We start from the raw sequence: 26,641 nt of genomic DNA on the forward strand, positions 1-26,641 counted from the left end.
CCCGAACTTGGCATTTACGTCAGAGTTGGCTTACATGCAGCTTTCTGTTTTCCGAAACGCGTTTCGGCACAGCTGTCAAGCAAGCAACCGCAACACCCAAATAAAGAATCCACATGAAAAAATCAAAACGGACGCGCTTATAAGATCCCAATCAGGAATCTCGTCAGCACGTCCGTTTTTGTGCAATCCGGTGCGTCCAAAGCAGCCCTATCACCAAGTCATTCAACAAACACCATTTTTACCCATGGATTTCAGTACAGACGCCTTGCATTTTTTAAAGACTCGCGGTAAATTAAGAAGAAATTGGTTCAGTAAAGGATGTGTTCGACGTGAAGGTTACGTTTCGTGGGGAAACTGTTGAATTAGAAGGCAATCCGCCGCAGGTTGGCGACCAGTTGCCAAAGTTTAAGTTGTTTGATCAGGATAACAATAAGGTCAAGATGGCACAGCTACTTGGCAAGCCGTTATTGATTTCCATCATGCCAGACATTAACACACGGGTCTGCAGCATTCAGACGCGTAAGTTCAATCAGCAAGCAGATCACTATCCGGATGCAACGTTCATTGCTGTTTCTAACAACACCATTCAAGAGCAAAAGAGTTGGTGTGCAGCTGAGGGCGTAGAACGGTTGCAGGTCCTTTCTGATGAGGAGCTTTCATTTGGCTATGCAACGGATCTGTACCTGCCAACATTAGGGAACCTTGCTCGAAGCATTATCATCACTGATGCTGAGGGGAAGATCACCTATGAGGAAATTGTTCCTGAAATCACGGACGAACCAAACTATGTGGCTGCGTTGGAAGCCTTAGAAAAACTGACCACGCGCGTGGAAGATTAGTCAATGAGATAACGTTAACCCCACAATTGGCTGTTGACGAGTCGCTTAAAATTGGCTATGATAACGTGTATAAGCAATGAGCAAGAGAGTAAGTCTTACGGTTTGTGCAGAGAGAAAACGACCGCTGAAACGTTTTTCAAACCGGAGTACTGAAGGTAACTTGTGAGCTGTCAGACTGAACGCACAGTAGGTCTGGCCGGAACAACAGCCGTTAGATTGTTATTAAGAGGGGTTAAAAACCCAATTTAGGTGGTACCGCGAAAAACACTTCGTCCTATGTTGATAGGATGAAGTGTTTTTTCTTACATAACAGTCAAAAATAAGGGAATCAGAAGGGAAGCAGAGTTTATGGCAGACGACAACACACAAATGCCGCCAAAGTACGATCCGCAAGCCGTTGAAGCGGGCCGGTACAATGAATGGCTGGACGAAGGACTTTTCAAACCAAGTGGGGATAAGAAGGCCCACCCGTATTCAATCGTTATTCCACCGCCGAATGTCACTGGTAAGTTGCATTTAGGCCACGCTTGGGACACGACCTTACAAGATATGCTGATCCGGCAAAAACGGATGCAGGGGTTTGACACCCTGTGGCTGCCTGGGATGGACCATGCGGGAATCGCAACGCAGGCCAAGGTTGAAGCCCGGTTACGTGAACAGGGCATCAGTCGTTACGATCTTGGTCGTGAGAAGTTCGTGGAAAAGGTCTGGGAATGGAAGGACGAATATGCGGATACCATTAAGAAGCAATGGTATAAGCTGGGGCTTTCACTGGATTATTCTCGTGAACGATTTACCCTTGATGACGGGTTGTCAGACGCTGTCAAGAAGGTCTTCGTTCAATTGTACAACAAGGGTCTGATCTACCGTGGCGAATACATTATCAACTGGGATCCGCAAGCGCGGACTGCCTTGTCTGACATTGAAGTGATTCACCAGGATGATAAGGGTGCCTTCTATCACGTGAAGTATAAGTTTGCGGATGGTAAGACGACCCTTGATGGCAAGGACTATATTGAAATTGCCACCACCCGTCCTGAAACGATGATGGGCGATACTGCCGTTGCCGTTAACCCAAAGGATGAACGGTATAAGGATGTCATCGGTAAAAACGTTATTTTGCCACTGGCTGACCGTGAAATTCCAATCATTGGTGACCAACACGCAGACCCTGCCTTTGGAACTGGGGCTGTTAAGATCACACCAGCGCATGACCCGAATGACTTCTTAGTTGGGAACCGGCACAATCTGGAACGTATCAACACGATGAATGAAGATGCCTCCATGAATGAAAAGGCTGGTAAGTATGAAGGCATGGATCGTTTTGACGCTCGTAAAGCGATGGTTCAAGATCTCCAAGATCAAGGCTTGATGATCTCAATCGAACCGATCGTCCACTCAGTTGGTCATTCAGAACGGACTGGGGTCCAAGTTGAAGCGCGGTTATCGACGCAGTGGTTCGTTAAGATGAAGCCGCTGGCCGAACAAGCTTTGAAGAATCAGGAAACGGACGATAAGGTCTCCTTCGTCCCAGACCGGTTTGCGAAGACCTTCTCACAGTGGATGGAAAACGTGCATGACTGGGTCATTTCACGACAACTTTGGTGGGGTCACCAAATTCCAGCGTGGTATAACAAGAAGACTGGTGAGACCTACGTCAACGAAGAACCACCGGCAGATATTGAAAACTGGGAACAGGATTCAGACGTGCTGGATACCTGGTTCTCAAGTGCGCTGTGGCCATTTTCAACGATGGGTTGGCCAAACGAAGACGCCCCTGATTTCAAGCGGTACTTCCCAACGGACACCCTGGTTACGGGCTATGACATTATCTTCTTCTGGGTCTCTCGGATGATCTTCCAGTCACTTGAATTTACCGGTCGGCGGCCATTTAAGAACGTGCTGCTTCACGGGCTGATTCGTGATGAGACTGGTCGCAAGATGAGTAAATCACTTGGTAACGGGATCGATCCAATGGACGTGATCGACAAGTATGGGGCCGACGCACTGCGGTGGTTCCTGTCAAACGGGTCAACACCTGGCCAGGATATTCGGTTCTCTTACAAGAAGATGGATTCCGCTTGGAACTTCATCAACAAAATTTGGAACGCCAGTCGTTATGTGATCATGAATCTGGGTGACATGACGAAGCCTGAATTACCAGCTGCTTCCGAATGGGACTTAGCTGACAAGTGGATCCTAAGCCGATTGAACGCAACCGTTAAACAAGTCACGGATCAGTTTGAGAAATTCAATTTCGGTGAAGCTGGCCGAGCACTGTATGACTTTATCTGGAATGATTTTTGTGACTGGTACATCGAAATGTCCAAGGAAATCTTAAACGGTGACGATGAAAAAGCCAAGGCGAACACGCGCAACGTTTTGGCCTACGTTCTGGATCAATTCTTACGGTTGCTGCACCCAATCATGCCATTCGTGACTGAAAAGATCTGGTTGACCATGCCGCATGAAGCAAGTCACTGGTTGTTGCCAAGTACCCAGTCGACCACCCAGAATTCGACAACGATAAGGCTGAAGGGCAAATGGCCAACTTGATCGAACTGATCAAGGCTGTTCGGAATATTCGAGCAGAGGCTAACGCACCAATGTCATCGACGATTGACGTGCTGATCAAGACGGCTAACACCGATTTGGAGACTGTCTTTGAGAACAACCGGGACTACATTGACCGGTTTGTGCACCCAAAGGAATTGACGATTGGGGCTGACGTTACCGCGCCAACCTTAGCCATGAGTGCGATCATTACGGATGCTGAAGTATACGTGCCATTAGCTGAACTGGTTGATTTAAACGAAGAAGCTGCCCGACTTGAGAAGGAAGTTAAGAAGTTTGAATCAGAAGTTGACCGTGCAAAGAAGAAGCTCGCCAACGAACGGTTTGTTGCTAATGCACCGGATGATGTTGTTGATGCTGAACGGCAAAAACAAACTGAAAATGAGTCTAAGTTGCAGGCAACTCAGGACCGGTTAGCGGCCATTAAAGCCCAACAATAAATCGCTGAGACATTCTCGATTGTCGTGGATGTTCATGCTATAATAATACTTAAATGAAAGGCTGGGATGTGAATCCCGGCCTTTTTGCGAGGCGACAGGTTGGTGTAAACTGGCAGTCGCACTATTCAAAAATAAGGCTGGGGATTGTGACATGATTAGCAATTACGAAGATGCGTTGGCGTTCATTCATGGCCGAACGCAATTTAAAAAAAGTGACCATCTTGACCGGATGCGGCTGTTTATGGCCAAATTAGGCAACCCGGAACGGCAACTTTCTGTTATCCACGTTGCCGGGACGAACGGGAAGGGGTCCACAGTCGCCTTTTTAAGGGACTTGCTGATGGCGACAGGAAAAACGGTCGGCACGTTTACCTCACCGTTTTTGATGCGGTTTAACGAGCGTATCAGTGTTGATGGCATGCCCGTTCCTGATCAGGACCTGGTCGCACTTGTGAACCAGATCAAACCCACGGTGGATGAACTGGATGCGACGCTTGAAGAGGGCGGTCCCACGGAGTTTGAAATCATTACCGCAATGATGTTCACGTACTTTAAAGACCGGGTCGATGTGGCCGTGGTTGAAGTGGGTATTGGTGGGATCTTGGATTCAACGAATGTGTTGACGCCAGAAGTCTCTGTCATTACAACGATTGGTTACGACCACATGAAACTTCTGGGCAATACGTTGCCGGAAATTGCCGGGCAAAAGGCGGGCATCATTAAACGCGGCAAACCAGTGGTGGTTGGCCAGCTGCCTGAAGAAGCCCTGTCTGTGATCGAGCAGAAGGCCATTGCCGAAAAGAGCCCGATATACCGGATGGATCACGAAATTATGGTCCAGCCGTTACCGGACAATGCATGGGAAGAAAAATTCAAGTTTCGGTTTGATGGATTCACGTTTGATGCCGTTAAGATTCAACTGCTGGGTCAGTATCAAATTGCCAACGCTAGCTGTGCGTTAGCAGCCTTTATGCTGTATCAGGCGGCGCACCATCAGCCATGGGATCGGCATGATACCTTGACCGCACTTGCTAAAACGGTGTGGGCTGGCCGGTTTGAACCCGTGAATCAGGATCCGCTGATCGTTCTTGATGGTGCGCACAACGAACCAGCGGTGACCGAAGTGACGCAGTTGCTGAAACAAAAATTTAGTGACCGCGAGTGCTATATTGTCCTGGCTGTTTTAGCGGATAAACAGTACGAAAAAATGCTGTCACTGTTTCAAACGGTGCCGCATCACCACATTATTCTAACGACTTTCCAAGGCCCGGGAACCCGGCACGCTGTCGATCCAGAAACCCTGAAGACCAAGCATGAAAATGACGCGCACATTGACGTTGTTGATAACTGGCAGCTGGCAATCGGCACAGCGTTGAAGACCATGTCCAGCGATGATCTGTTGTTGATCACGGGATCGTTGTACTTTATTTCTGACGTTCGGCATTTCTTTTTGGATAATGATGACGAGGCCTAAAAAAAGATGATGGTCGTCAAACAACGAGATTAGCCAACGGCCATCCGGCTGATTGATGGAATACGAACGCCGAATTTGACAGATGCGATGTTCTAATTATTAAAATCCGTTAAATTTGACAGAAAAACTTGCCGAAGACGCCTATTATTAGGTATGCTTTCAATGACAAGTAGTTATTAAACAAAATAGGTATGGTATAATACACCTAGCAAAATTTAAAATACATGTCAATCGTATGACTGTAGCCAAGTGAAGGGATGAAACATAGTGTTCGGATTAGGAACGAAAAATATTGGCATCGACCTTGGGACTGCAAATACGATTGTTTACGTTGACGGTAAGGGTATCGTTTTACGTGAGCCATCAGTAGTTGCGAGAAACACCAAAACAGGTGAAATTGTCTCCGTCGGTGAAGACGCGCGAGCAATGATTGGGCGGACACCCGCCAGCATCGTTGCCATTCGCCCCATGAAAGACGGCGTTATTGCCGATTATGATACAACTGTTGCCATGATGAAATACTTCATTGAAAAGACGTTAGGCAGCTCAAACGGCAAACCATACGTGATGGTTTGTGTACCAAGTGGTGTCACAGAAGTTGAAAAACGGGCTGTGATCGACGCTACTCGAGTTGCTGGCGCACGTGATGCGTACGTCATCGAAGAACCATTTGCAGCAGCCATTGGTGCCGGTTTGCCAGTGATGGATCCAACCGGTAGTATGGTCGTTGATATTGGTGGTGGGACAACCGATGTTGCCACGATCTCCTTAGGCGGCATCGTTTCCAGCCGTTCAATTCGGATGGCCGGCGACAAACTGGATGAAGCCATTGTGGCATACGTCCGTCAACACTTTAACCTGTTGATTGGTGAACGCACTGCTGAACAGTTGAAGTGGGACATTGGTTCTGCCTCACAAGAAGCCGTAAAGGATGATGACGGTGCCTCAATTCGTGGCCGTGATCTGATTACTGGCTTACCAAAGACAATTGAAGTTTCCGCAGCTGACATTGCTGAGGCCATTCATGAAGTGGTTGCTGAAATTATTACAGCAATCAAAGAGACCTTGGAAGAGACATCACCTGAAATTGCGGCTGATGTGATCGACCATGGGATCGTCCTCACTGGTGGCGGTGCGCTGTTGCGTAACCTGCCAGATGTCATTGCAGATGCGACTAAGGTCCCAGTATTTATTGCAAATGATCCACTGGATTGTGTGGCAATTGGTACGGGTGAATCCCTTAAGAGCATTGACGTTATGAAAAAGAAATAACACTTGGAGGCTGGGCAAAGATGAAGACTTTTGCGCAGCTTCTTAGTTTGAATGGTGTCGAATTGGTCATCCGGTTGGATGCTATTCAAATTAGTATGAAATGGTTGTGTTTTGGCTGTTTCATTGTTTTTATTTTGGCTACTATAAATTGCGAAGTGCCTTTGCGCGTTTTATGTCAAAGGTGCAATTGGCTACTGTCTCTTGAATATATGTAGCCGAAACGTGCTCCAGAAGACAAGGGGCTCCTGTATAAGGGGCTTCGACTATTCTGCGTCGTACTTATGTGCGCTATGTCAAGTGTGCAAATTGGCTATTGTCTTACTAGCATACGTAGCCGAAACGTGCTCCAGAGAGCAGGAGGCTCCTGTATAAGGGGCTTCGGAAACAAAATCCAAAAGCGGGATTTTATTTCCAAAGCCCCTTATACTCCGCCTCCTAACCGCTCTCTTCCGCACTCTATTACCATGGAGGATAATCATGAACAAATTCTTTTCAAACCGGCGATTAGTGATCGTTATTGTTTGTCTAATTGTCAGTTTTGGTTTAATGAGTGTTTCTGTTATGATTCGTGATAAGCGCTCAACGCCGCCGCTTGTGCAACAATTTGGCAATGACGTTGTTGGGCTTGTTAACCGGGTCGTTGCTTGGCCAGTTAATGGTCTTAAAGGGTCGATCACCGGCGTTTCTGATTTACTGAACACCTACCAGGAAAATACCCGGTTAAAGGGCCAAGTTCAAAAATTGGCACAAACGCAGGTGCACGATCAGGCCGTTAGCCAAGAAAACAAAAAACTCAAAAAAGAATTAAAACTGACGCACTCACTGACCGACTACGAATCTGTCAACGCCTCCGTTATTGCTCGGACCCCATCCTCATGGCAGGATCAGGTCATTATCGACAAAGGGAGTGCCGCTGGCATCAAAAAGAACATGCCCGTTCTATCCGGTTCCGGGATGGTTGGCCGTGTATCTGAGGTCAATCGCACTAACAGTAAGGTTGAGCTGCTGTCTAACAGTAGTGAATCAGCCAACAAGTTTGCCGTTTCAATTACCAACAAGAGTGGCCAAGTGATTAACGGGGTCATTACGGGGTATAATAGTGGCAGTAACCGAATTGAAATGGGAAATGTGACGTCAAAAAAGAAAATTCAAAGGGGTGACAAGGTTGTGACAAGTGGTCTTGGTGGTGTCATGCCAGCTGGGCTGTACGTTGGTACCGTCACGACCACTGGGACTTCCGACTACGGGTTGGCTTCAAAGATCACGATCAAGCCAGCAGCTGACATCTCTGATCTGAGCGTTGTGAGCGTGGCCATTCGTCAAGCCCAGTCAACTAACTAAGGGGGAAGACCATGTTACGAGTGACAAGATTACGTTATGGTTTTCCAATTGGATTATTCTTATTCTTCTTTCTAGATGGTATTTTAGGAGAAGCCTTTCCAAAAGAACTTTTCCACTATCCCTATGCCATGAGCAGCTATCTAGTCGTGCTCTGGTTGGTGTTTGCTGTCTTCTTTGAAGATCCGATTCAGATTCCGCTTGGGGTCTGGGCAGCCGTTGCAGGCGGCCTTTTTGACCTTTATTACACAGGAATCTTTGGGATTTTTGTGTTTGTGTTTCCCATCGTTGTCATTTTGACAAGAGCGTGCTACCGCGCCTTTCCAGTGAACTTCTTGAGTGGGCTTCTGGTGTACTTTATTGATATCACCGTTGTCAGCATTCTGAGTTACTTTGGAAATTTGTTTGTCCACACCACGTCGGCATCCTTTACCGATTTGTTTGTGTACTCACTGGCGCCAACACTAGCCTATAATTTAGCCGCCTATGTCATTTTGTACTTTCCAATTCAACGGTTGTATAACTACTTGAAGAGCTGAAGTGAGGTTGTTAGAGATGCAGTCAGTCGTTTTAAGAGGGAATCAGGATGGCTACCAGCTGGTACTAGACCAGTCGGCAGGCTTCGAGGATATTAAATTAGAGTTGCGGACGTTGTTGGATAAATTGGCAGCGGACGCAACGACCACGTCGACCATCAGTTTTGACGTGCTTACCGCCAATCGGTTGATGACTCAGGATGAAAATCAGGCGTTATCAAAAATTGTTAGCAGTTACGAGCACTTTACGATCCACAAGATCATTGCGGACGTGATAACGATTGCGGATGCAACTAGGTTAAAGGAACAAGACAATGTCCACCTAGTGACACAAACAATTCGTAATGGCCAAACACTGACCATGAAGGGTGACGTGCTATTTTTAGGCGTGATCAACGAAGGCGGCCGACTATTGACCAGTGGTAATTTATTTATTATGGGAACGATTCTGGGCATTGCTCAGGCTGGTTTTCCGAGTAACGAAGATAAGGTGGTCATGGGCAATCTCGCCCAGGCTCAGCAGGTGCGGATCGGCGAACAGATCAGCATCGTTGAGGCCGATCAACCTGAAACTGATTTCCAAACGGTTGCCTACGTGAACGACCTGCACGTGCTTGAGTACGGTCAACTAAGTGACCTAAAAACAATTAATCCGAAACTGTATCATCAAATTGGAGGCTAGTGAAGATGGGTAAATCAATCGTGATCACGTCTGGTAAGGGTGGCGTTGGGAAAACGACATCCAGTGCCAACATCGGGACTGCGCTTGCGCTGATGGGAAAACGGGTCTGCCTAGTAGACTTAGATATTGGACTGCGGAACTTGGACGTGGTCTTAGGCTTGATAATCGAATTATTTACGATATCGTGGACGTTGTGGAAGGCCGTGCCAAATTGGCTCAGGCTTGGTGAAGGACAAGCGGTTTGACGACCTCTTGTACCTCTTACCAGCGGCACAAAATGCGGATAAAAACGCGTTGAATGAAGAACAGGCCAAGGAGATCGTTGATGAACTCAAGACTGATTTTGACTACGTGCTGCTTGACTGTCCAGCAGGAATCGAACAGGGATTTTTAAACGCCGTTGCAGGCGCCGATACTGCCATTATTGTGACGACCCCCGAAATTTCTGCTGTCCGGGATGCCGACCGCGTCGTTGGGCTATTGGAGAAAAATCCGTTAAAGGAAGAATCTCATTTGCTGATCAACCGGATCCGGGGTCATATGATGGCTGAGGGTGACGTGATGGATATTGACGAGATCACGCATCACCTCGGTGTGCCGTTATTGGGTATTATCGTGGATGACGATGAAGTGATCGCCACGTCTAACCGCGGCGAGCCCGTTGTCCTTGAAACTGACAACGCTGCTGGTCACGGCTATCGTGATATTGCCCGGCGAATTGAGGGCGAAACAGTGCCGTTAATGAAGATTCAGGAATCCAAACCAAGCTTTTGGGCACGGGCGGGTCACTGGTTCAAACACGGTTAATTTGAGGTTTGGTCTTGACTCTGCCAGCTAATCCGTTATAATGAGACTTAATTTAATAGATATGTACGTTGAGCAGACTAGTAGATGCGCGTTGACTAAAAGAGACTCCTTGGTGATGGGAATGGGAGAGTTGATCGTATCGAATCACATCTGTGAGTTGGCCCCCTGAACTAATAGTAAGGGGACACCGGTAAGCTCGTTATCGCTGAAGTTTATGAAATAAACTTATTGAGGTTCATTGTGTGAACAGTGAACGAAGATGAGGTGGCACAGCGAATTTAATCGCCCTCTTGGATTTTTCCAAGTGGGCGTTTTTTATTTCATAAACTTCGTGAGGTCTGTCGTGTGAACGGCAGACGAACTGAGGTGGCACCGCGATAGCATTCGTCCTCTTGAGCTTAATGGCTCAAGAGGACTTTTTATTGATCGATTATTTTGAAGGGGGCAACATCTATGTTACACTACTTTGCTGAAATCTTACCGTCACTGTTAAGCGGCGCTTGGATGACGATTCGCATCTTCCTTTGGACGCTGATTCTATCCATTCCACTTGGGGTTTTGGTCAGTCTCGGACTGTTATCAAAGTTTAGTCCGCTACGCTGGATCCTGAAATTTTATGTTTGGCTCATGCGGGGCACACCACTGTTACTGCAATTAATTTTCGTTTTTTATGGGTTACCCATTATCGGTGTGATTTTCCAACGTTACGATGCGGCCATCTTCGCTTTCGTATTGAACTACACGGCCTACTTCACCGAGATCTTCCGGGGCGGTTTTCAAGCCATTCCAAACGGTCAGTTCGAAAGTGCCCGTGTTTTACGGCTGACGAATTGGCAAACGTTACGTAAAATCGTGATTCCACAAGTGGTCAAGATCGTTGTCCCTTCGATTGGGAACGAAGTCGTCAACTTGGTGAAGGATTCATCATTGGTCTACGTTATCGGGTTGGGTGACCTGTTGCGGGCTGGTAACATTGCCAGTGCGCGGGATGTCACGTTGCTGCCACTGGTCGCCGTTGCTGTTATCTACCTCATCCTCACGGGGATCTGCACATACGCCTTGCGTCAGGTCGAACAACGCCTGAGCAAGTGGGAATAGATTGGGGGAAGCCAAATGCTAGAACTAAAAGATATTACAAAACGGTTTGATAACCGAACAATTTTAAATAAAATGAGTTTTCAAGTGCCGGATGGTCAGATCTTAGCAATCGTTGGCCCCTCTGGTGCTGGGAAGACAACACTTCTCCGGTGTATCACGGGTCTAGAAACTGTTGACGGTGGTGATTTTATTCTCGATGGGGAAAAATTTAACCCCGCTGCTAACCGGGATAACGATAAGGTGATTGGTGTCGTTTTCCAAGATTTTCAGTTGTTTCCGAACTTAACCGTTTTAGATAACGTGACGCTCGCACCTGAGCTGGTCTTGAAGATGAGCAAGGCGGATGCAACGAAACGTGCCCAAGAACTCATTGATGAACTGGCCCTTTCAGGTAAGGAAAAACTCTATCCGTTCCAACTGTCTGGTGGTCAAAAACAACGGGTCGCCATTGTTCGGGCACTTGCGATGAACCCGAAGATCCTCTGCTACGACGAACCAACGTCTGCCTTGGATCCTGATCTCCGTCAAACGGTTGAGGATATTATTTTAAATCTGAAGAGTGAAAAAATGACCCAGATCGTCGTCACGCATGATATGCAATTTGCACAAAATATTGCCGATCAAATTTTACGTGTTGAACCGATCGACGCTTAACGGAAGAGGGAGGACCTGCATGAAAAAGAAAATTTGGTTAGGCATGGTCATGCTGCTCTGTACCGTTATGTTGTCCGGCTGCGGGGTGACGATTGGGCAGCGTGTCAATCACGTTGACAACTGGCACCGGATTGAAAAACGCGGCTACGTTACCGTTGGCCTTGATGATACGTTCGTTCCAATGGGGTTTCGGGAAAAGAGCGGAAAGCTGGTCGGATATGATATCGATCTCGCCCGCGCCGTCTTTAAACTGTACGGTGTTCGCGTGAGTTTCCAACCCATTGACTGGAACATGAACGCGACCGAACTTAACAATGGGACGATCGACCTGATCTGGAACGGGTATTCTAAGACACCACAGCGTAAAAAGAAGGTTGCCTTCAGCGATACTTACCTGTCAAATGATCAAGAACTCGTTACCATGCGCAAAAACAACATTAAGTCGTTTGCTGACATGAAGGGGAAAGTCGTCGGTGCCCAAACGGGGTCGTCTGGGGCCAATGATATTAACCAGTTTCCCAAATTGTTGAAGGATAAGATCAGCGGTCAGCCGGTCTTGTATGATTCCTTTACCAATGCGTTTATTGACTTAAAAGCCAACCGGATCCAAGGATTGATCATTGATTCGACCTACGCTGGTTATTACGTCAATCACGAGTCAGATCCCAAGGCGTACCGCATTGTTCGCGGCAACTTCCCCAAGGAAGATTTTGGGGTCGGCCTGCGGAAGTCTGATAAGACCATGCGCCGAAAGATCAATCGGGGGTTAAAGATCCTCGCAAAGAACGGCACACTGAACAAAATTAATCACAAATGGTTCGGTGACAACGCAGATTCACCACTGCTAAAAAATAAGTAATTTAAGTGAATTAGCCATCCTGAATTGCGATTATGGTAAGATAACCGTATCGCAGATTAGGGGTGGCTTTTTTATGGCATTTATTTTGACAATTTTAATTTTGATCGTGGTCATCAACTTGATTGTTGCATTATTTACAATTCTCCGCGAGGAACGCGATATATCTGCGACCTGGGCCTGGTTGCTGGTGCTTGTCCTGATGCCGGTCTTTGGGTTTATCCTCTACCTGTTTGCGGGCAGAAAAATTTCAAAAAAACGCATCTTCGACATTAAAGCCCAGGAACGCCTTGGACTTAATCAGTTGGTGGATACGCAAAAACAGTTGATTCAACAGGGGGCGCTTCAGGTACCTGATAACGATAATCCTGAAATTCAAGAAATCGTGAATTTGTTTTTGGAAACGGACCGCGCTGTTCTGACAACGAATAACGCTGTTCAGGTATTTACGGATGGTGAGAAAAAATTTGCCGTACTATTTGACGACATTCGACACGCTAGACACCACATTAACGTGGAATATTTTACGTTTTATAACGACGAGATCGGCAACCAATTTGTTCGGTTATTAGAGGAAAAGGCGGCCGAGGGCGTTGCTGTGCGGGTAATCTATGATACGTTTGGCTCTCACGGCGGTAAAAAGCATATGTTCAAGCACCTCACGCAGTTGGGCGGCCAGGTCTACCCATTTCTAAGTTCACGACTGGCACTCAGTGATTTTCAGCTTAACTTTCGTGACCACCGTAAAATTGTGGTGATCGATGGCAAAATCGGGTACACCGGTGGCTTTAACGTGGGGGACCAGTACGTTAATCGGAAACCTAAATTCGGGTACTGGCGCGACACCCATTTGCGCATCGAGGGTCACGCCGTTTTGGCCTTACAAAGCCGGTTCTTTCTGGATTGGAACGCTACTGCTAAGCGGCACAAGGTGACCTACGATAAAAAGTACTTTCCGGTTCTCAATACGACCGGCACAACTAGTATGCAAATCGTTTCCAGCGGACCGGACTCTGAAGTGCAGCAGATCAAGAAGGGCTATTTAAAGCTGATCAATAGCGCCCGGCAGTCGATTGCCATCCAGTCACCATACTTTGTACCAGATGAAAGTATCCTAGAAGCGCTGACGGTCGCTGCCTTATCGGGAATTCACGTGCGGTTAATGATTCCAGACCAGCCGGATCATCCGTTTGTCTACCGGGCAACGGAGTACTTCTCAAAGGCGTTATTGAAGGCGGGCGGTCAAGTGTACCGCTATCACGGCGGGTTCATGCACGCAAAAATGATCGTCGTAGATGGCGAGGTGGCTTCGGTTGGGTCCGCCAATATGGACATTCGCTCATTTAAGCTCAATTTTGAAATCAACGCGTTCATGTATGATGTGCATCTCGCCACAAAACTAATGGGTATCTTCGAAAACGACATTGCGTTAGCGGAAGAGATGACACTGGGAAAATTCGCCCAGCAGTCGCTGTGGGTGAGGTGTAAGCAGGCGCTGTCGAGGCTGTTTTCACCCATTTTGTAAGAGTGTGGAGAAAGTCGGTTTAGGGGCGGTGTGTAACGGACTCTGGTCTAAAAGTCCGGGCCTGACTTTTAGACCAGAGTCCGTTACACGTTAGCCCCGTGCCTTTCGAAACGTTTCGGCTACGATGCCAAACAGCTCGTCGCCAGCAGCACTAAAAAAAGCAAAGCAACATTCAAGCTTGGCCGTGTTTTCACCACAGTGACTTGTTCAAGAGCCCACAGTCTTTCAAATTCGGTTCAACTAGAATATCCAGAAAGGGCTTTTTAAAAGCAAACCAACCTGACCACAAAAAAACATCCTGTTGCAGACCTGCAACAGGATGTTTTTTACTATAACACTCACAAATCCGGGAAAAACGCATCGTACAACGCCTGCACAGAAGCATCCGCTTTATCCTGCTGGATCCCAAACATCATGGAAATTTCTGAGGCACCTTGATTAACCATAACCAGCTTCACATTTTGCCGTGCCAAGGCATCGGTTGCCTTAGACATCAGCCCGGTTCGGTTGAGCATCCCTTCGCCAACGACCATGAGCAACGCATAGTCGTGCGTAATGTGAATCTCGTCGGGATGGAGGGCGATCACAAGTTCACGAATCAGCAGGTCTTCAAGGTCGGGTGTCAGCTGATCTTGTTTCATAATGACAGTTAAATCATCGATCCCAGATGGCATGTGTTCGTACGATAGTCCATACTGTGCCAAAATGTTCAGGATCTTTTGGCTGTAGCTTTTCTTATCCAGCATGTATTTTCGAATATAGATGCCGCAAAAATCAGGGGAACTGGCAATTCCAGAAACGGGATAAGCTGGGTTGACCCGTTTGGTGGACGTGATTGATGTCCCACGTTCACTTGGGTGATTGGTGTTCTTTACGACCACTTCAATGTCACCTTGAATGGCAGGAATTAATGCCTCATCGTGAAAGACAGAAAAGCCGGCGTAGGCCAGTTCCCGCATTTCTCGAAAAGTCATGTGGTGGATCGCAATCGGATTTTCAACCACCTTAGGGTTAGCCGCGTAAATTGCGTTAACGTCGGTAAAATTTTCGTACCTATCGGCGTGCACCCCACGTGCCACGATGGCGCCAGTAATGTCAGAGCCGCCGCGGGAGAACGTGCAGATCTGGTCTTGTAGATTATACCCAAAAAATCCGGGAATCACACGGATGATACTGCTGGCAGCCCATTCGCCTAACCGGTCATAACTTTCAGGAATAATGTCTGCGTCGTTTGGCCGGTCAGTAACGACAAGGCCGGCATCTTTAGGATCTAAGTACTTGGCGTTCAAGCCGGCACTGGTTAGGACCTTGGCAAACAAAATGGCGTTTAACTTTTCACCATGGGCCTTAAAGGCGGCCATTAGGTAGTCGTTATCTTGGTAGGAATGGTCTGGTAATTGCAAAATAGCCGCTTTGATTTCGTTGAAGTCGGCATCCGAAATGTGGAATGCTTGAGCGATCTCTTGGTAGCGACTGATGATCTGGGTGGTAATGTCATCCAGCGGGCGTTGCTTGATGACATCGTTGGCGTATGTAATCAAAAGATCAGTGACCTTAATGTCACCAGCGAATCGTTTTCCTGGCGCTGAGACGACCACGAAGCGTCGCTGATCGTCAGCTTTGATAATATTGACAACTTTTTGAACCTGGGCGGCGTTCGCGAGGGAACTGCCCCCAAATTTGACGACTTTCATAATGTTCCTCCTCAAGAGTTTGCTTTCAGGATAGCAAACTCAGCTAGGGGAGTGCAACCTTGTTTTGGAGATTTTTGGGAAAATGATGAGGGGTATTATGTTGTTTTAATGTGTGGTGAGGTGGCGCGTAGTTTGATGTTTGCGGATGGGTATCGTTTGGGGGGAGTGCTTTTGCGGGCGGGTTCTCATGTGGTGGCTTGCTTTTGTGGTTGCATAGGTGTTGGTTAGTGCTGTCCTTTGTTTCGTGGTGTGCGTTATTGGATCGGTCATTTTTGAAGAGTGGGGTAGCAGTGAGCCTTTTTTGGTGAGTTTGAATGCTCGATTAGGGTATTTTTGCCAAAGAGGCGGTCTACACATGTGCTTTGCCAATTTGGCGTCTAAACGTGCTCCAGAAGGCAGAGGCTCATGCCTAAGGGCAAGTCGGTCAAAAAGGCAGGCCCGGCCTTTTCGACCGACTTGCCCTTAGCGCCGCCCTCTAAACGCCTTCTTCCGCACTCTCTTCTATTGTATTTTCACCCCCAATCATCTAATATTGTATGGGTAATTAAAGGAGGCTTTTGCGACTTGCAAGTGCATGTGACTGACGGGGTAACGCTCAACGTGATTGCGACCCCGCAATTTAAAACAACCAGTATCAGTATCGATTTTCTGGCACCCGTTTCAACTCAGGGATTGTCTCAGCGGATCTTGCTGGCGCAACTGCTTGAAACGAGTAGCGCGGATTATCCGACCCAGACAGCGCTGGCAAAGAAATTGGCCACGTTATACGGTGCCAGTTATGGGGTTAACGTGTATCGGTACGGGATGATCAATGGCCTACGTTTTTCAAGCAGCATCATCAATGACCATTTTGCCAACGGGGAGCACCTTACCCAGGCGATCTTTAGCTTTCTGAAACAGGTTATTTTTCGACCTTTGGCAGCTGATGGGCAGTTTGATGCCACGACATTTGACCGGCAGAAGGTCAATTTAATTGCCTATTTGAAGTCGCTGAATGATGACAAGCAGTACTATGCAGAGCGTGAATTATTTGACCTCTACTTTAAGGATCAGCCTGAACTTGCCACAAGTCTTTATGGCGATGAACCCACAATTGAAGAACTCGGTAATGCGGATTTATATGCTTACTATCAGCAGTTGTTGGCCACCGATGACATAAAAATCACCATTATTGGTGATGTGAATGCGGATGAAATTAAGCGTGATATTGCTGACTGGCAGTTGGCACCACGGACGTCCAAACAACAGGCGATTATTTATCATCGACCAGTTCAGACAGCAGTGACGGGGTCAGAAACCCAGCCACTGCAACAATCAAAACTTAATTTAGCGTATCAGTTACCGGTGTACTACCGCGATGCCCATTTTTATGAAGCCTTAGTCTTTAACGGCCTATTCGGTGGGACACCGATCTCGATGCTCTTTAAAAACGTGCGTGAAAAAAATAGTCTGGCCTACTACGCATCGAGTCGGTTTGACGGCTTCACCGGCACGCTTAGTGTTCAAGCCGGCATCGATCAGCACAACCAGCAGGCAGTGCTTGACATCATTGCTGAACAACTTGAAGATATCGCAAACGGTAAAATTGACGAAGAGGTCTTTAACCAGGTTGTCGCAAGTCTAATCAACAACCACGAGTCGCGCCAAGATTCACCGCGTGCAGTCGTCAATCAGTCGGTGCTTGATCAAATGGTTGGGTCCACGGTGCCCGCTTCTGAGTGGTTGACCCATATCCAGGCGGTCACACCAGAGCAGGTTGCCGCTATTGCCCAACAGGTGACCCTGCAGGCGACCTACTTCTTAAAAGGAGATGAGTCACGGTGAAACAGATCGATTATCCGCAATTAGGAGAAACATTGTACCAAGAAACATTGGCAAACGGTTTGCGGGTCTACTTGCTGCCGAAAGCTGGCTATCACCGGACCTATGCCGTGATGACGACGGAGTATGGGTCGATCGACAACGACTTTGTGCCATATGGTCAGTCGGAGATGGTCTCGCTGCCAGCAGGTATCGCTCATTTTCTAGAGCATAAAATGTTTGAGAAGGCTGACCACGACGCGTTTGATACGTTTGCCCATTTTGGTGCGAGTTCGAACGCGTTTACCAGTTTTACACATACGAGTTATTTGTTTTCAACAACGCGAAATCTCAAAGAAAATTTGGAAACCTTGCTTGATTTTGTCCAAGACCCGTACTTTACTGATAAGACGGTCAATAAGGAAAAGGGCATCATCGGCCAAGAAATTCAAATGTATGAGGATGATCCGAATTCACGGGCGTACTTTGGGACGATCGCCAATCTGTATCCGGATCAACCGTTGGCAAACGATATTGCGGGAACGATCGACTCAATTGATAAAATCACGCCAGAAGACTTGTACCTCGCACATAAAACGTTCTATCACCCAAGTAATATGAGTCTCTTCATTGTCGGCAAAGTGACGCCTGAAGAAACGATGCAGTGGGTGCGTGACAACCAAGCGCAAAAAGACTTTGGTGAACCGCAACCAATTAAGCGTCAATCGTTGGTTCCGCTGCGGGATGGCAGTGATATTGTCCGGCGCAGAACGCTGACGATGCCTGTTGAACGGCCAAAAGTGACGATCGGTATTCGCGGCTTGGATGAGCTGCCGACTGGTCGTGACCGGCTTAAGTTTGAGGATGCCTTATCGATCGGGATGGAATTACTGATTGGCGACACCGCACCAGATTTTTTGCGGTTGTATGACCAGGGCGTGATCGATGACAGTTTTGGGTATAATATTGAAGTCCAGCGGGGCGCTCACTTTGTTGTTTTGGCGGGCGAAACCGAGGATCCAGCAGCGTTTGAGACTGAGTTGTTAGCAATTCTGGCACAGGCTAAGGATAAATTAAAGGGTACTCAAGAGACATTTGATCTCGCAAAACGTGAGGAATTTGGCAGCACCATTACCGCGTTTAATTCATTGGAGGCCATTGCGAACCAGTTTGATGATCAATTGTACGCACCAAGCAATTTGTTTGATGAAGCGGCGATCATTGATGAGCTGACCCTTGATGATGTCATCGCGGCCCTCGACCAGTTCCTGAAACCGGAAGCCATTAGCGTGCAACGCATTGTGGCACCTGAAGCCGGTTAAGAAAACCTTAAAATCAGATAATGTCGGAATTCGGCGTTAAATCATCCTCAACCATATGCTATACTTAGTGTGAAATAAGAACATTTTTATTAGGTGGAGAATCTTTTTATGAGTGAAAATAACAAATCAATAGGTGAAACCTTACGTGACGCCAGAATTGCCAAAGGGTATACGCTGGATGATCTGCAACAGACGACCAAGATTCAAAAACGGTATCTGATTGCAATTGAAGACGAAAACTTCTCTGATCTGCCAGGGGACTTTTATGTGCGCGCGTTTATCAAACAGTATGCGGATACAGTTGGACTTGATGGCGGTGAGCTGTTAGACCAGTATGCGGACCAGTTGCCAAGTACGAAAACGCAGGAGTACGTTGACCGGGTGAACGAAGAGAATCCCTCGACCCGTTCAGCCCAGCGTCAAGAAGACGACCGGGTCGCAAAGGTCAAACGACAGGTACCAATCGTGATTGCTGTTGTGGTTGTCGTGATCGTGATGGTCGGTATCTGGTTAGCCAGCACTAAACGGTCACAGCAGAGCAGTTCGTCAAACGTGGACTCCAGTTCCGTTTCCGTTTCGGGCAGTTCAAGTGAGTCATCTTCTTCAGCGTCATCAAAGAAGTCCAGCTCGAAGAAGACATCTTCAAGTAGTAAGAAAGCCAACAGCGTATCATTTAAAAAACTGTCTACTTCTGGTTCAACGACCACTTACGAGATGAAAAACGCGCCTTCAACGAAGACCATTACGCTGGCTAGCACAGCAAGCGCCTGGGTCTCAATTACGGCAAGCGGCAGTTCACTTTATTCTGGGACATTGACGGCTAACGCCTCACATTCCGTTAAAGTGAGCGCATCCGCAACTTCTGTGACGATCAATCTAGGAAACGCGCCATCAACGTCAGTGAAGATCGGTGGACACAAGGTGCCGATTTCAACGACGTCAACGTCATCTGCGGCCAGCACCTCGTCAACGACGACTGGCAGTACGACAACGAGCAGTAGTTCGTCTACGACAACATCATCACAAGTCCAAAACATTACAGTTGAATTTAAGTAACACATTGAGGCCGGGAATTGTTGATTCCGTGGTCTCTTTTTGATAACAGTCGGTGATTGGGCTGAAATGTGCTTGTGTAAAAACGACAGACTGTGTAAACTGGAATGAGTATTAAGAGCCGCGAGTGTTAGCAGTGGCTTTCAGGGTGTCAATCCGGCGTCTAGATGCGTCGCAAAACAAATCATGGGGGTCAATGGAATTGAATTTACCAAATAAATTAACCGTAATGCGGATCATCCTAATTCCGATTTTCTTATTATTGTTGGTGTTACCAATGGACTGGGGAACAGTGACCTGGCTGCAAACGGCGATTCCAGTGACACAGATCGTTGCCGCAATCGTGTTTGCGGTGGCGTCGATCACCGACTTTCTCGACGGTCAGATTGCCCGGCGCAATCATTTAGTCACGAATTTCGGCAAGTTTGCGGATCCTTTAGCCGATAAGATGATCGTGATGACCGCATTCATTATTCTGGTTGCTATGGGTAAGGCACCAGCCTGGGTCGTCGCCATTATTGTGTGCCGTGAGTTAGCAGTGACTGGTCTGCGGCTGATTATCGTTGAAAACGACGGTCAGGTGATGGCAGCTGCAATGCCAGGTAAGATCAAGACTTTTTCACAGATGCTGGGGATCATTTTCCTGTTATTAAACAACTGTTTCTTCCAAATCTGGCACTTCCCATTGGGCACGATCCTGCTGTACGTGTGCCTGTTCTTTACGATTTACTCGGGAATCGATTACTTCGTGCAGAATCGAAGTGTGTTCTCGGATTCGTTTAATGAGTAAGAGCGTGGAGGAAAACGGGTGAGGGCGGAGCGTAAGGGACGTCTGGCAGAAATGCCTGGTCTTGGCATTTTTGCCAGAGTCCCTTACGCTCCGCCCTCAGTTTTCCGGAACGCGTTTCGGCACGGAAGCCTAGAAAGGTTTTCCAGCGCTGTAACAAAAAATCAACTCAAACCCTCATAGTGACACCCGAAAAATCGGATGCCACTATGAGGGTTTTACAATCTCCAAATCAATAAAGCACGCAACACCCCATGCTAAGCAAAAATAATCCTACCCAGCCCCAATCATTTCAAAAAATAAAAAAACAATCCCCCAACCAAAACGTCATTATAGGGTAGATGGGTCAATGACGCATCGAACACAAATTCAGACAAACCGAACAATTATCGTGTACACTAGTCGTAGTTGTTTGAGAAAGGAAGAGACCTAGATGAACGCAGAAATTGTTGCCGTTGGTACTGAGTTGCTGCTCGGCCAGATTGCGAATACTAATGGCGCGTATTTGGCCCAAAAATTAGCCGGTATCGGCATTAATGTTTACTACCAAACAGTTGTGGGGGATAATCCTAAACGACTTGAGGCGGTCTTTAAGACGGCTCAGAATCGAAGTGACTTGGTTATCTTGATCGGTGGGTTAGGCCCGACGAAGGATGACCTGACAAAACAGGTTGTGGCACATGCCTTGGGTGAAGACTTGGTCACGGATGAGGATGCACTTGCTAAAATTACTGCCTTTCAGGAACAAAGTGGCCGATTAAACACGCCAAACAATCAGTTGCAGGCATTGAAGTTGGCACATGCAGACACGCTGCCCAACGCAACGGGATTCGCGGTTGGCGATCTTTACCGTGATCCAGATGGCGCTGACGTGGTGTTGTTACCGGGTCCGCCATCGGAATTTACCGTGATGGTCGATCAGCAATTGATGCCGCGGTTGATGGCAAAAGGGACGAACCAAGGTGTCATTTTTTCTAAGGTCATGCGGTTTATTGGCATTGGTGAATCGGAATTGGTGACGAACCTTGGGGATTTGATCGATGCCCAGACCAATCCCACCATTGCCCCCTATGCCAAGGTAGGAGAGGTTACTTTACGCATCACTGCTACGGCGAAGACACAGGCGGAAGCTGAGGACAAAGTCAACGGCATGGTTGAGGACGTTTTAGAACGTGATCGACAATACTTTTACGGCTATGGGGATGATAATTCCCTTGCTCAGGTGGTCGTTCACCAGCTGATAGATGCACAGCTCACAGTCACGGCTGCCGAAAGTTTAACAGCGGGTGAGTTCCAAAGCACTCTGGGAGACGTTCCGGGCGTTTCTGCCGTCTTTCCAGGTGGTTTTGTCACTTACGCAAACGAAGCAAAGGTTTCCCTGCTGTCGATTCCACAGCACATCGTAGATGACTTTGGGGTCGTTAGTGAAGAAACGGCAGTTTGGATGGCGCAGCAGGCAAAGCTCAAACTAGCGACAGACGTTGCTGTTTCGTTCACTGGCGTTGCCGGCCCTGACAAATTGGAAGGCCAACCAGCTGGAACAGTCTGGATCGGTATCGCGTTTAAAGACCAGCCGGCAGAGGCTCACCTGTATCATTTTGCTAACGGTAGGGCGCAGATTCGGCGCAGTTCAGTGCTCACTGGTCTCGACCTTATTCGGCAAAAATTAACGACAGATTAAGATGCGAACTTTTGTTCGATTTTTCTTGCTTTTTACGATAAAGTCGGTATAGTTTATCTAGTAAATGGCTCATAAGGAGGACTGAAATGGCTGACGAACGACAAGCAGCACTGGATGCTGCGTTAAAGAAAATTGAAAAAAACTTTGGTAAGGGCTCCATCATGCGAATGGGGGATGCTGCTGATACCAAGATCTCAACGATTTCATCAGGTTCCCTGGCATTAGACAATGCCTTGGGAGTTGGGGGTTATCCTCGGGGACGGATCGTTGAAGTGTACGGCCCTGAAAGTTCTGGTAAGACGACGGTGGCGCTTCACGCAGTTGCTGAAGTCCAAAAAGAGGGTGGCACTGCTGCCTATATTGATGCTGAAAACGCATTGGATCCTGCATACGCAACTAACTTAGGCGTTAATATTGATGACCTGTTGTTATCACAACCTGATACTGGTGAACAAGGATTGGAAATTGCCGATGCCTTGGTTTCTAGTGGTGCGGTTGACATGATCGTCGTGGATTCCGTGGCGGCACTTGTACCACGGGCGGAAATTGATGGCGAAATGGGTGACGCCCACGTTGGGCTGCAGGCCCGGTTGATGTCACAGGCATTGCGTAAACTGTCTGGAACAATCAACAAGACCCACACGATTGCGATTTTTATTAACCAAATTCGTGAAAAAGTTGGGGTCATGTTTGGTAATCCTGAAACCACGCCTGGTGGTCGGGCACTGAAATTCTACGCCACTGTGCGGCTTGAAATTCGGCGTGCTGAACAGATCAAAGAGGGCACCGATATTATCGGGAACCGAGTTCGGATCAAAGTCGTCAAGAACAAGGTAGCACCGCCATTTAAGCGTGCCGAAGTCGATATCATGTATGGCTCAGGAATCTCTCAAACGGGTGAACTGGTCGACATGGCTGTTGAAAAAGAAATTATCAACAAGTCTGGGTCATGGTATTCTTACGGTGATGATCGAATCGGCCAAGGCCGTGAAAATGCTAAGGGTTACTTAGCGGACCACCCAGAAGTAATGGCTGAGATCACAAGCAAGGTTCGAGCTGCCTATAACATGGACGGTGAGGACGCCGAGGCGTCGACTGACGAAAGTGACGTCGAAACGTTGGATATCGATACTGAAGATGCAAAATAAAGCAACACCCTAAGAGACGCCCACTTTTCCAATCAGAAAAGTGGGCGTCTCTTTTTCGTAGATTCAGTTTTGCTTACCAAGCAAATCTCATGTAATTTTCATTTTTTTAGAGTTATTTAGGGTCTAATCTGAGAAATCGTGGTAATTGTGGTCTCCAGAGAGGATGTTTTATTGACACACCTATTTAGAAACATTAGAATACTAGTTGTGTCAATAATCATTAACATCTAAAAAATTACTGATTTATCAATCACCATTTTGGATGATGCGGAGGTGGAATCATGAGTATTCCGGAAATAATCCTCGCAATCATCGCTATCGTTGTAGGTGCTGTTATCGGATACGTCCTGCATAAGTCCGTTTACGAACGCAAGTTGGACGCGGCTCACGAAACAGCACAGGGAATTTTAGCAGATGCGAAAAAGCAGGCTGAGACTGATAACTAAAGAAACGCTTTTAGAGGCGAAAGAGGACAGTCATCGTTACCGATCAGAAGCAGAAAAGGATCTTAAGCGGCAACGCAACGAGATTCAAAAGCAGGAAGATCGCGTGTTACAACGAGAAGAAGCACTTGATCGTAAAGATAACGCTTTTCAAAAGCGGGAAGATGCTCTTGAACGCAAGGAAAATAAGTTGAGTTCAGAGCAGCAAAAAGTTGCTAAATTACAACAGCAAGCAGACTCCCTTATTCAAAAACGGCAAGATGCCGTTGAAGAAGCAGCTGCGCTTTCACAAGAGGAAGCACAGTCCCTGATTATTAACGAAGCTAAGGAGACTTTAGCTTCGGAACGCGCCAAGATGATCAAAGAATCCACTCAGCAAGCAGCCCAAGAGGCTGATGCAAAAGCGAAGGACTTGATCGTTCAGGCGATTCAACGTAGCGGTGCGGACATGGTTTCCGACACAACGGTTTCCGTGGTCACACTGCCTAATGACGATATGAAAGGCCGGATTATTGGGCGTGAAGGGCGCAATATTCGGACGTTAGAAACCTTAACCGGCATCGATTTAATTATTGATGACACCCCGGAAGCAGTCGTTTTAAGCGGCTTTGACCCATTACGGCGAGAAGTTGCCAAGATTGCGCTTGAAAAGTTAATTCAGGATGGCCGGATTCACCCAGCTCGAATTGAAGAGATGGTTGAAAAGGCGCGCAAAGAACTGGATGAACGCATTCAGGATCTTGGCGAGCAAACGGTTTTTGATCTCGGGATTCATTCAATGCATCCCGCACTGATCAAGCTCGTAGGCCAAATGAATTACCGGGTTTCGTATGGTCAAAATGTGTTAACACATGCAGTTGAAGTTGCAAAACTTTCAGGGATTTTTGCAGCTGAATTAGGTGAGGATGTAACGCTAGCAAAACGCGCAGGATTATTACACGATATTGGTAAAGCGGTTGAAAATGATGTTGAAGAATCTCACGTACAGATCGGCGTTGACTTAGCTAAGAAATACAAGGAAAGCCCAGTGGTGATCGATGCCATTGCTTCCCATGATGAAACGAGCGAATCGCACTACATTATTTCAGAGTTAGTGGGGGCCGCAAACGTTATCTCAGCAAGTCGTCCAGGTGCACGAAGCGACTCCTTAGAGAGCTTCATTCACCGTTTGGAACGATTAGAATCAATTGCCGACGAGTTCGATGGTGTTCAAAAATCATTTGCAATTCAGGCGGGCCGAGAAGTTCGCGTCATTGTTAAACCAAATAAAATTTCAGATTTAGACGCTGTGACACTGGCGCACGACATTAAGGAAAAGATTGAGTCTGACATGGATTATCCAGGTCATATCAAGGTTTCCGTCATTCGTGAAGTGCGATCGGTAGCGTACGCAAAATAATGTGGAATAACCAGGAAATGAGGTTGCTGGCTCGTGATGAGCTGGTGGCCTTGTTTTTTTGATTTTGTTTTGGAAAGTTGGCGGGGGTGTTGGCTAGTTGGTAGTGAAATTGTGTCTATCTGGGGATGTGGTATGGGACGGTGGGGGTATGCAGTCGTTTGAGGCTGTTCTTTTGGATAAAGGGGCGGATTATGTTGGCTCATCGCTTATTTGGCGTCCAAACGTGCTCCGAAAGGCAGAGGCTCCTGTGTAAGACACGCTTGCAAAAATGCCAGGTTCGGGCATTTCTGCAAGCGTGTCTTACACTCCGCCCTCTAACCGCCTTTCTCCGCACTCTATTTTTCCATCCACCCCCAAACCATGTTAAAATAGTCCAATACGATGATATAAAACAATTAGATTAGAGGATCAGTATGCGATTATTATTTATTGGTGACGTTGTGGGTGACCGCGGTGTTCACATGATTGAGACCTATTTACCTCAGTTGAAACGGGATTACAAGCCACAGGCGACGATTGTGAACGGTGAGAATTCCACACCAGTTGGGCGGGGCATCAGTCAGGCAATATACAAGACGTTGCTTGCTAGCGGCGCCGACGTTGTCACCATGGGGAATCACACCTGGGATAACAAAGAAATTTTTGAATTTATTGACGGCACAACGAAATTAGTCCGGCCTGCCAACTATCCCGGCAAAGATGTGCCTGGCCGCGGGTGGACACAATTGAAGGTCAATCAAGCGACACTTGCTGTGATCAATCTTCAAGGACGGGTGTTCTTGCCACCATTGGATGATCCGTTTACGGCAGCTGATGCGTTAGTGACCGAAATTCGGAAAACGACCCCCATTATCTTTTTAGATTTTCATGCTGAAGCCACGAGTGAAAAAACGCGCGATGGCGACCTATCTTCAGGGAAAGGTGTCCGCAGTTGTTGGGACGCACACCCACGTACAGACCACGGATGGTCAGATCTTACCTGGTGGGACAGCATTTATGACGGATGCCGGGATGACTGGCCTGATAACGGCATTCTTGGCATGCAGTCAGAGGGTGTCATCAGTCGGTTCCTGACGCAACGGCCAACGCGGTACGTTGTTGATGAAGATGAAAAAAGTATTTTATCAGGATGTGTGATCGATATTAATGATCAAAATGGCCAAGCAACAAAAATTAAGCCGATTTTGATCAGTGATGCGCATCCCTATTTTAATTAAGA

The 26,641-nt window shown here is 47.3% G+C and carries 18 protein-coding genes, 3 pseudogenes and 2 other annotated features; of the genes and pseudogenes, 20 read left to right on the forward strand and 1 reads right to left on the reverse strand.

Annotation, left to right across the window (positions count from 1 at the left end; all coding sequences use genetic code 11):
• The first annotated feature begins 329 nt into the window (after nt 1–329).
• From tpx to cls, 12 genes and pseudogenes are all read left to right on the forward strand, one after another.
• On the forward strand, nt 330–839 hold the full coding sequence (tpx, locus tag JCM11969_RS11210; RefSeq protein WP_054711305.1) for a thiol peroxidase: 510 nt from the start codon (nt 330–332) through the stop codon (nt 837–839).
• A 67-nt stretch (nt 840–906) separates the two neighbouring features.
• Nucleotides 907–1,119 (forward strand) — a binding site (T-box leader).
• A 68-nt stretch (nt 1,120–1,187) separates the two neighbouring features.
• Nucleotides 1,188–3,853 (forward strand): annotated as a pseudogene (locus tag JCM11969_RS11215) (valine--tRNA ligase).
• Nucleotides 3,854–4,004: 151 nt separating this feature from the next.
• Nucleotides 4,005–5,327: a bifunctional folylpolyglutamate synthase/dihydrofolate synthase gene (locus JCM11969_RS11220; protein WP_054711307.1), complete on the forward strand. Its 1,323-nt coding sequence runs from the start codon at nt 4,005–4,007 to the stop codon at nt 5,325–5,327.
• Between the two features lie 267 nt (nt 5,328–5,594).
• Nucleotides 5,595–6,599 carry a rod shape-determining protein gene (locus JCM11969_RS11225; RefSeq protein ID WP_054711309.1) on the forward strand — a complete coding sequence of 335 codons (1,005 nt, stop codon included), beginning with the start codon at nt 5,595–5,597 and terminating at the stop codon, nt 6,597–6,599.
• Between the two features lie 477 nt (nt 6,600–7,076).
• Nucleotides 7,077–7,940 carry a rod shape-determining protein MreC gene (gene mreC, locus JCM11969_RS11235; protein ID WP_054711313.1) on the forward strand — a complete coding sequence of 288 codons (864 nt, stop codon included), beginning with the start codon at nt 7,077–7,079 and terminating at the stop codon, nt 7,938–7,940.
• 11 nt (nt 7,941–7,951) lie between these two features.
• Nucleotides 7,952–8,476 (forward strand): rod shape-determining protein MreD, encoded by a 525-nt coding sequence (gene mreD, locus JCM11969_RS11240; protein ID WP_054711315.1) that lies wholly within the window; start codon nt 7,952–7,954, stop codon nt 8,474–8,476.
• A gap of 16 nt (nt 8,477–8,492) precedes the next feature.
• A complete protein-coding gene (locus JCM11969_RS11245; protein WP_054711317.1) occupies nt 8,493–9,155 on the forward strand; it encodes a septum site-determining protein MinC in 663 nt (220 codons plus the stop codon).
• A 5-nt stretch (nt 9,156–9,160) separates the two neighbouring features.
• Nucleotides 9,161–9,962 (forward strand): annotated as a pseudogene (minD, locus tag JCM11969_RS11250) (septum site-determining protein MinD).
• A gap of 59 nt (nt 9,963–10,021) precedes the next feature.
• Nucleotides 10,022–10,357, forward strand: a binding site (T-box leader).
• Nucleotides 10,358–10,415: 58 nt separating this feature from the next.
• Nucleotides 10,416–11,060, forward strand: a complete 645-nt coding sequence (locus JCM11969_RS11255) for an amino acid ABC transporter permease (RefSeq protein ID WP_054711319.1) — start codon at nt 10,416–10,418, stop codon at nt 11,058–11,060.
• Between the two features lie 15 nt (nt 11,061–11,075).
• A complete protein-coding gene (locus JCM11969_RS11260; protein WP_054711321.1) occupies nt 11,076–11,714 on the forward strand; it encodes an amino acid ABC transporter ATP-binding protein in 639 nt (212 codons plus the stop codon).
• Nucleotides 11,715–11,733: 19 nt separating this feature from the next.
• Nucleotides 11,734–12,573, forward strand: coding sequence for an amino acid ABC transporter substrate-binding protein (locus JCM11969_RS11265; protein WP_054711323.1), 840 nt, complete (start codon nt 11,734–11,736; stop codon nt 12,571–12,573).
• 73 nt (nt 12,574–12,646) lie between these two features.
• Nucleotides 12,647–14,095, forward strand: coding sequence for a cardiolipin synthase (gene cls, locus JCM11969_RS11270; RefSeq protein WP_054711325.1), 1,449 nt, complete (start codon nt 12,647–12,649; stop codon nt 14,093–14,095).
• Between the two features lie 338 nt (nt 14,096–14,433).
• Here cls and JCM11969_RS11275 read toward each other — a convergent pair whose 3' ends face one another.
• Nucleotides 14,434–15,789: an aspartate kinase gene (locus JCM11969_RS11275; protein WP_054711327.1), complete on the reverse strand. Its 1,356-nt coding sequence runs from the start codon at nt 15,787–15,789 to the stop codon at nt 14,434–14,436.
• A 570-nt stretch (nt 15,790–16,359) separates the two neighbouring features.
• Between JCM11969_RS11275 and yfmF the strand changes: the two genes are divergently transcribed.
• From yfmF to JCM11969_RS11315, 8 genes and pseudogenes are all read left to right on the forward strand, one after another.
• The gene (gene yfmF / locus JCM11969_RS11280; RefSeq protein ID WP_225353261.1) at nt 16,360–17,613 is read left to right on the forward strand and encodes an EF-P 5-aminopentanol modification-associated protein YfmF; all 1,254 of its coding nucleotides are present in this window, start codon (nt 16,360–16,362) and stop codon (nt 17,611–17,613) included.
• Nucleotides 17,610–18,911 carry an EF-P 5-aminopentanol modification-associated protein YfmH gene (gene yfmH, locus JCM11969_RS11285; protein WP_054711331.1) on the forward strand — a complete coding sequence of 434 codons (1,302 nt, stop codon included), beginning with the start codon at nt 17,610–17,612 and terminating at the stop codon, nt 18,909–18,911. Before yfmF ends, yfmH begins: the two co-directional genes overlap by 4 nt.
• A gap of 108 nt (nt 18,912–19,019) precedes the next feature.
• A complete protein-coding gene (locus JCM11969_RS11290) occupies nt 19,020–19,967 on the forward strand; it encodes a helix-turn-helix domain-containing protein (protein ID WP_054711333.1) in 948 nt (315 codons plus the stop codon).
• A 199-nt stretch (nt 19,968–20,166) separates the two neighbouring features.
• A complete protein-coding gene (gene pgsA / locus JCM11969_RS11295; protein WP_054711340.1) occupies nt 20,167–20,754 on the forward strand; it encodes a CDP-diacylglycerol--glycerol-3-phosphate 3-phosphatidyltransferase in 588 nt (195 codons plus the stop codon).
• Nucleotides 20,755–21,184: 430 nt separating this feature from the next.
• Entirely contained in the window at nt 21,185–22,432 is a 1,248-nt protein-coding gene (locus JCM11969_RS11300; protein ID WP_054711335.1) for a competence/damage-inducible protein A, read from the forward strand.
• An 86-nt stretch (nt 22,433–22,518) separates the two neighbouring features.
• Nucleotides 22,519–23,580, forward strand: coding sequence for a recombinase RecA (recA, locus tag JCM11969_RS11305; protein ID WP_054711336.1), 1,062 nt, complete (start codon nt 22,519–22,521; stop codon nt 23,578–23,580).
• 281 nt (nt 23,581–23,861) lie between these two features.
• A pseudogene (gene rny / locus JCM11969_RS11310) lies at nt 23,862–25,422 on the forward strand (ribonuclease Y).
• Between the two features lie 413 nt (nt 25,423–25,835).
• Entirely contained in the window at nt 25,836–26,639 is an 804-nt protein-coding gene (locus JCM11969_RS11315; protein WP_439709746.1) for a TIGR00282 family metallophosphoesterase, read from the forward strand.
• Nucleotides 26,640–26,641: the final 2 nt, after the last annotated feature.

The organism is Secundilactobacillus paracollinoides DSM 15502 = JCM 11969 (assembly GCF_001311135.1).
Classification (GTDB): domain Bacteria; phylum Bacillota; class Bacilli; order Lactobacillales; family Lactobacillaceae; genus Secundilactobacillus; species Secundilactobacillus paracollinoides.

What these genes read in the sequence shown, in the direction of transcription:
- JCM11969_RS11220 (WP_054711307.1), top strand. Translation starts at nt 4,005, where the DNA reads ATGATTAGCAATTACGAAGATGCGTTGGCGTTCATTCATGGCCGAACG.
- mreC (WP_054711313.1), top strand. Translation starts at nt 7,077, where the DNA reads ATGAACAAATTCTTTTCAAACCGGCGATTAGTGATCGTTATTGTTTGT.
- mreD (WP_054711315.1), top strand. Translation starts at nt 7,952, where the DNA reads ATGTTACGAGTGACAAGATTACGTTATGGTTTTCCAATTGGATTATTC.
- JCM11969_RS11245 (WP_054711317.1), top strand. Translation starts at nt 8,493, where the DNA reads ATGCAGTCAGTCGTTTTAAGAGGGAATCAGGATGGCTACCAGCTGGTA.
- JCM11969_RS11255 (WP_054711319.1), top strand. Translation starts at nt 10,416, where the DNA reads ATGTTACACTACTTTGCTGAAATCTTACCGTCACTGTTAAGCGGCGCT.
- JCM11969_RS11260 (WP_054711321.1), top strand. Translation starts at nt 11,076, where the DNA reads ATGCTAGAACTAAAAGATATTACAAAACGGTTTGATAACCGAACAATT.
- JCM11969_RS11265 (WP_054711323.1), top strand. Translation starts at nt 11,734, where the DNA reads ATGAAAAAGAAAATTTGGTTAGGCATGGTCATGCTGCTCTGTACCGTT.
- cls (WP_054711325.1), top strand. Translation starts at nt 12,647, where the DNA reads ATGGCATTTATTTTGACAATTTTAATTTTGATCGTGGTCATCAACTTG.
- JCM11969_RS11275 (WP_054711327.1), bottom strand. Translation starts at nt 15,789, where the DNA reads ATGAAAGTCGTCAAATTTGGGGGCAGTTCCCTCGCGAACGCCGCCCAG.
- JCM11969_RS11290 (WP_054711333.1), top strand. Translation starts at nt 19,020, where the DNA reads ATGAGTGAAAATAACAAATCAATAGGTGAAACCTTACGTGACGCCAGA.
- JCM11969_RS11300 (WP_054711335.1), top strand. Translation starts at nt 21,185, where the DNA reads ATGAACGCAGAAATTGTTGCCGTTGGTACTGAGTTGCTGCTCGGCCAG.
- recA (WP_054711336.1), top strand. Translation starts at nt 22,519, where the DNA reads ATGGCTGACGAACGACAAGCAGCACTGGATGCTGCGTTAAAGAAAATT.
- JCM11969_RS11315 (WP_439709746.1), top strand. Translation starts at nt 25,836, where the DNA reads ATGCGATTATTATTTATTGGTGACGTTGTGGGTGACCGCGGTGTTCAC.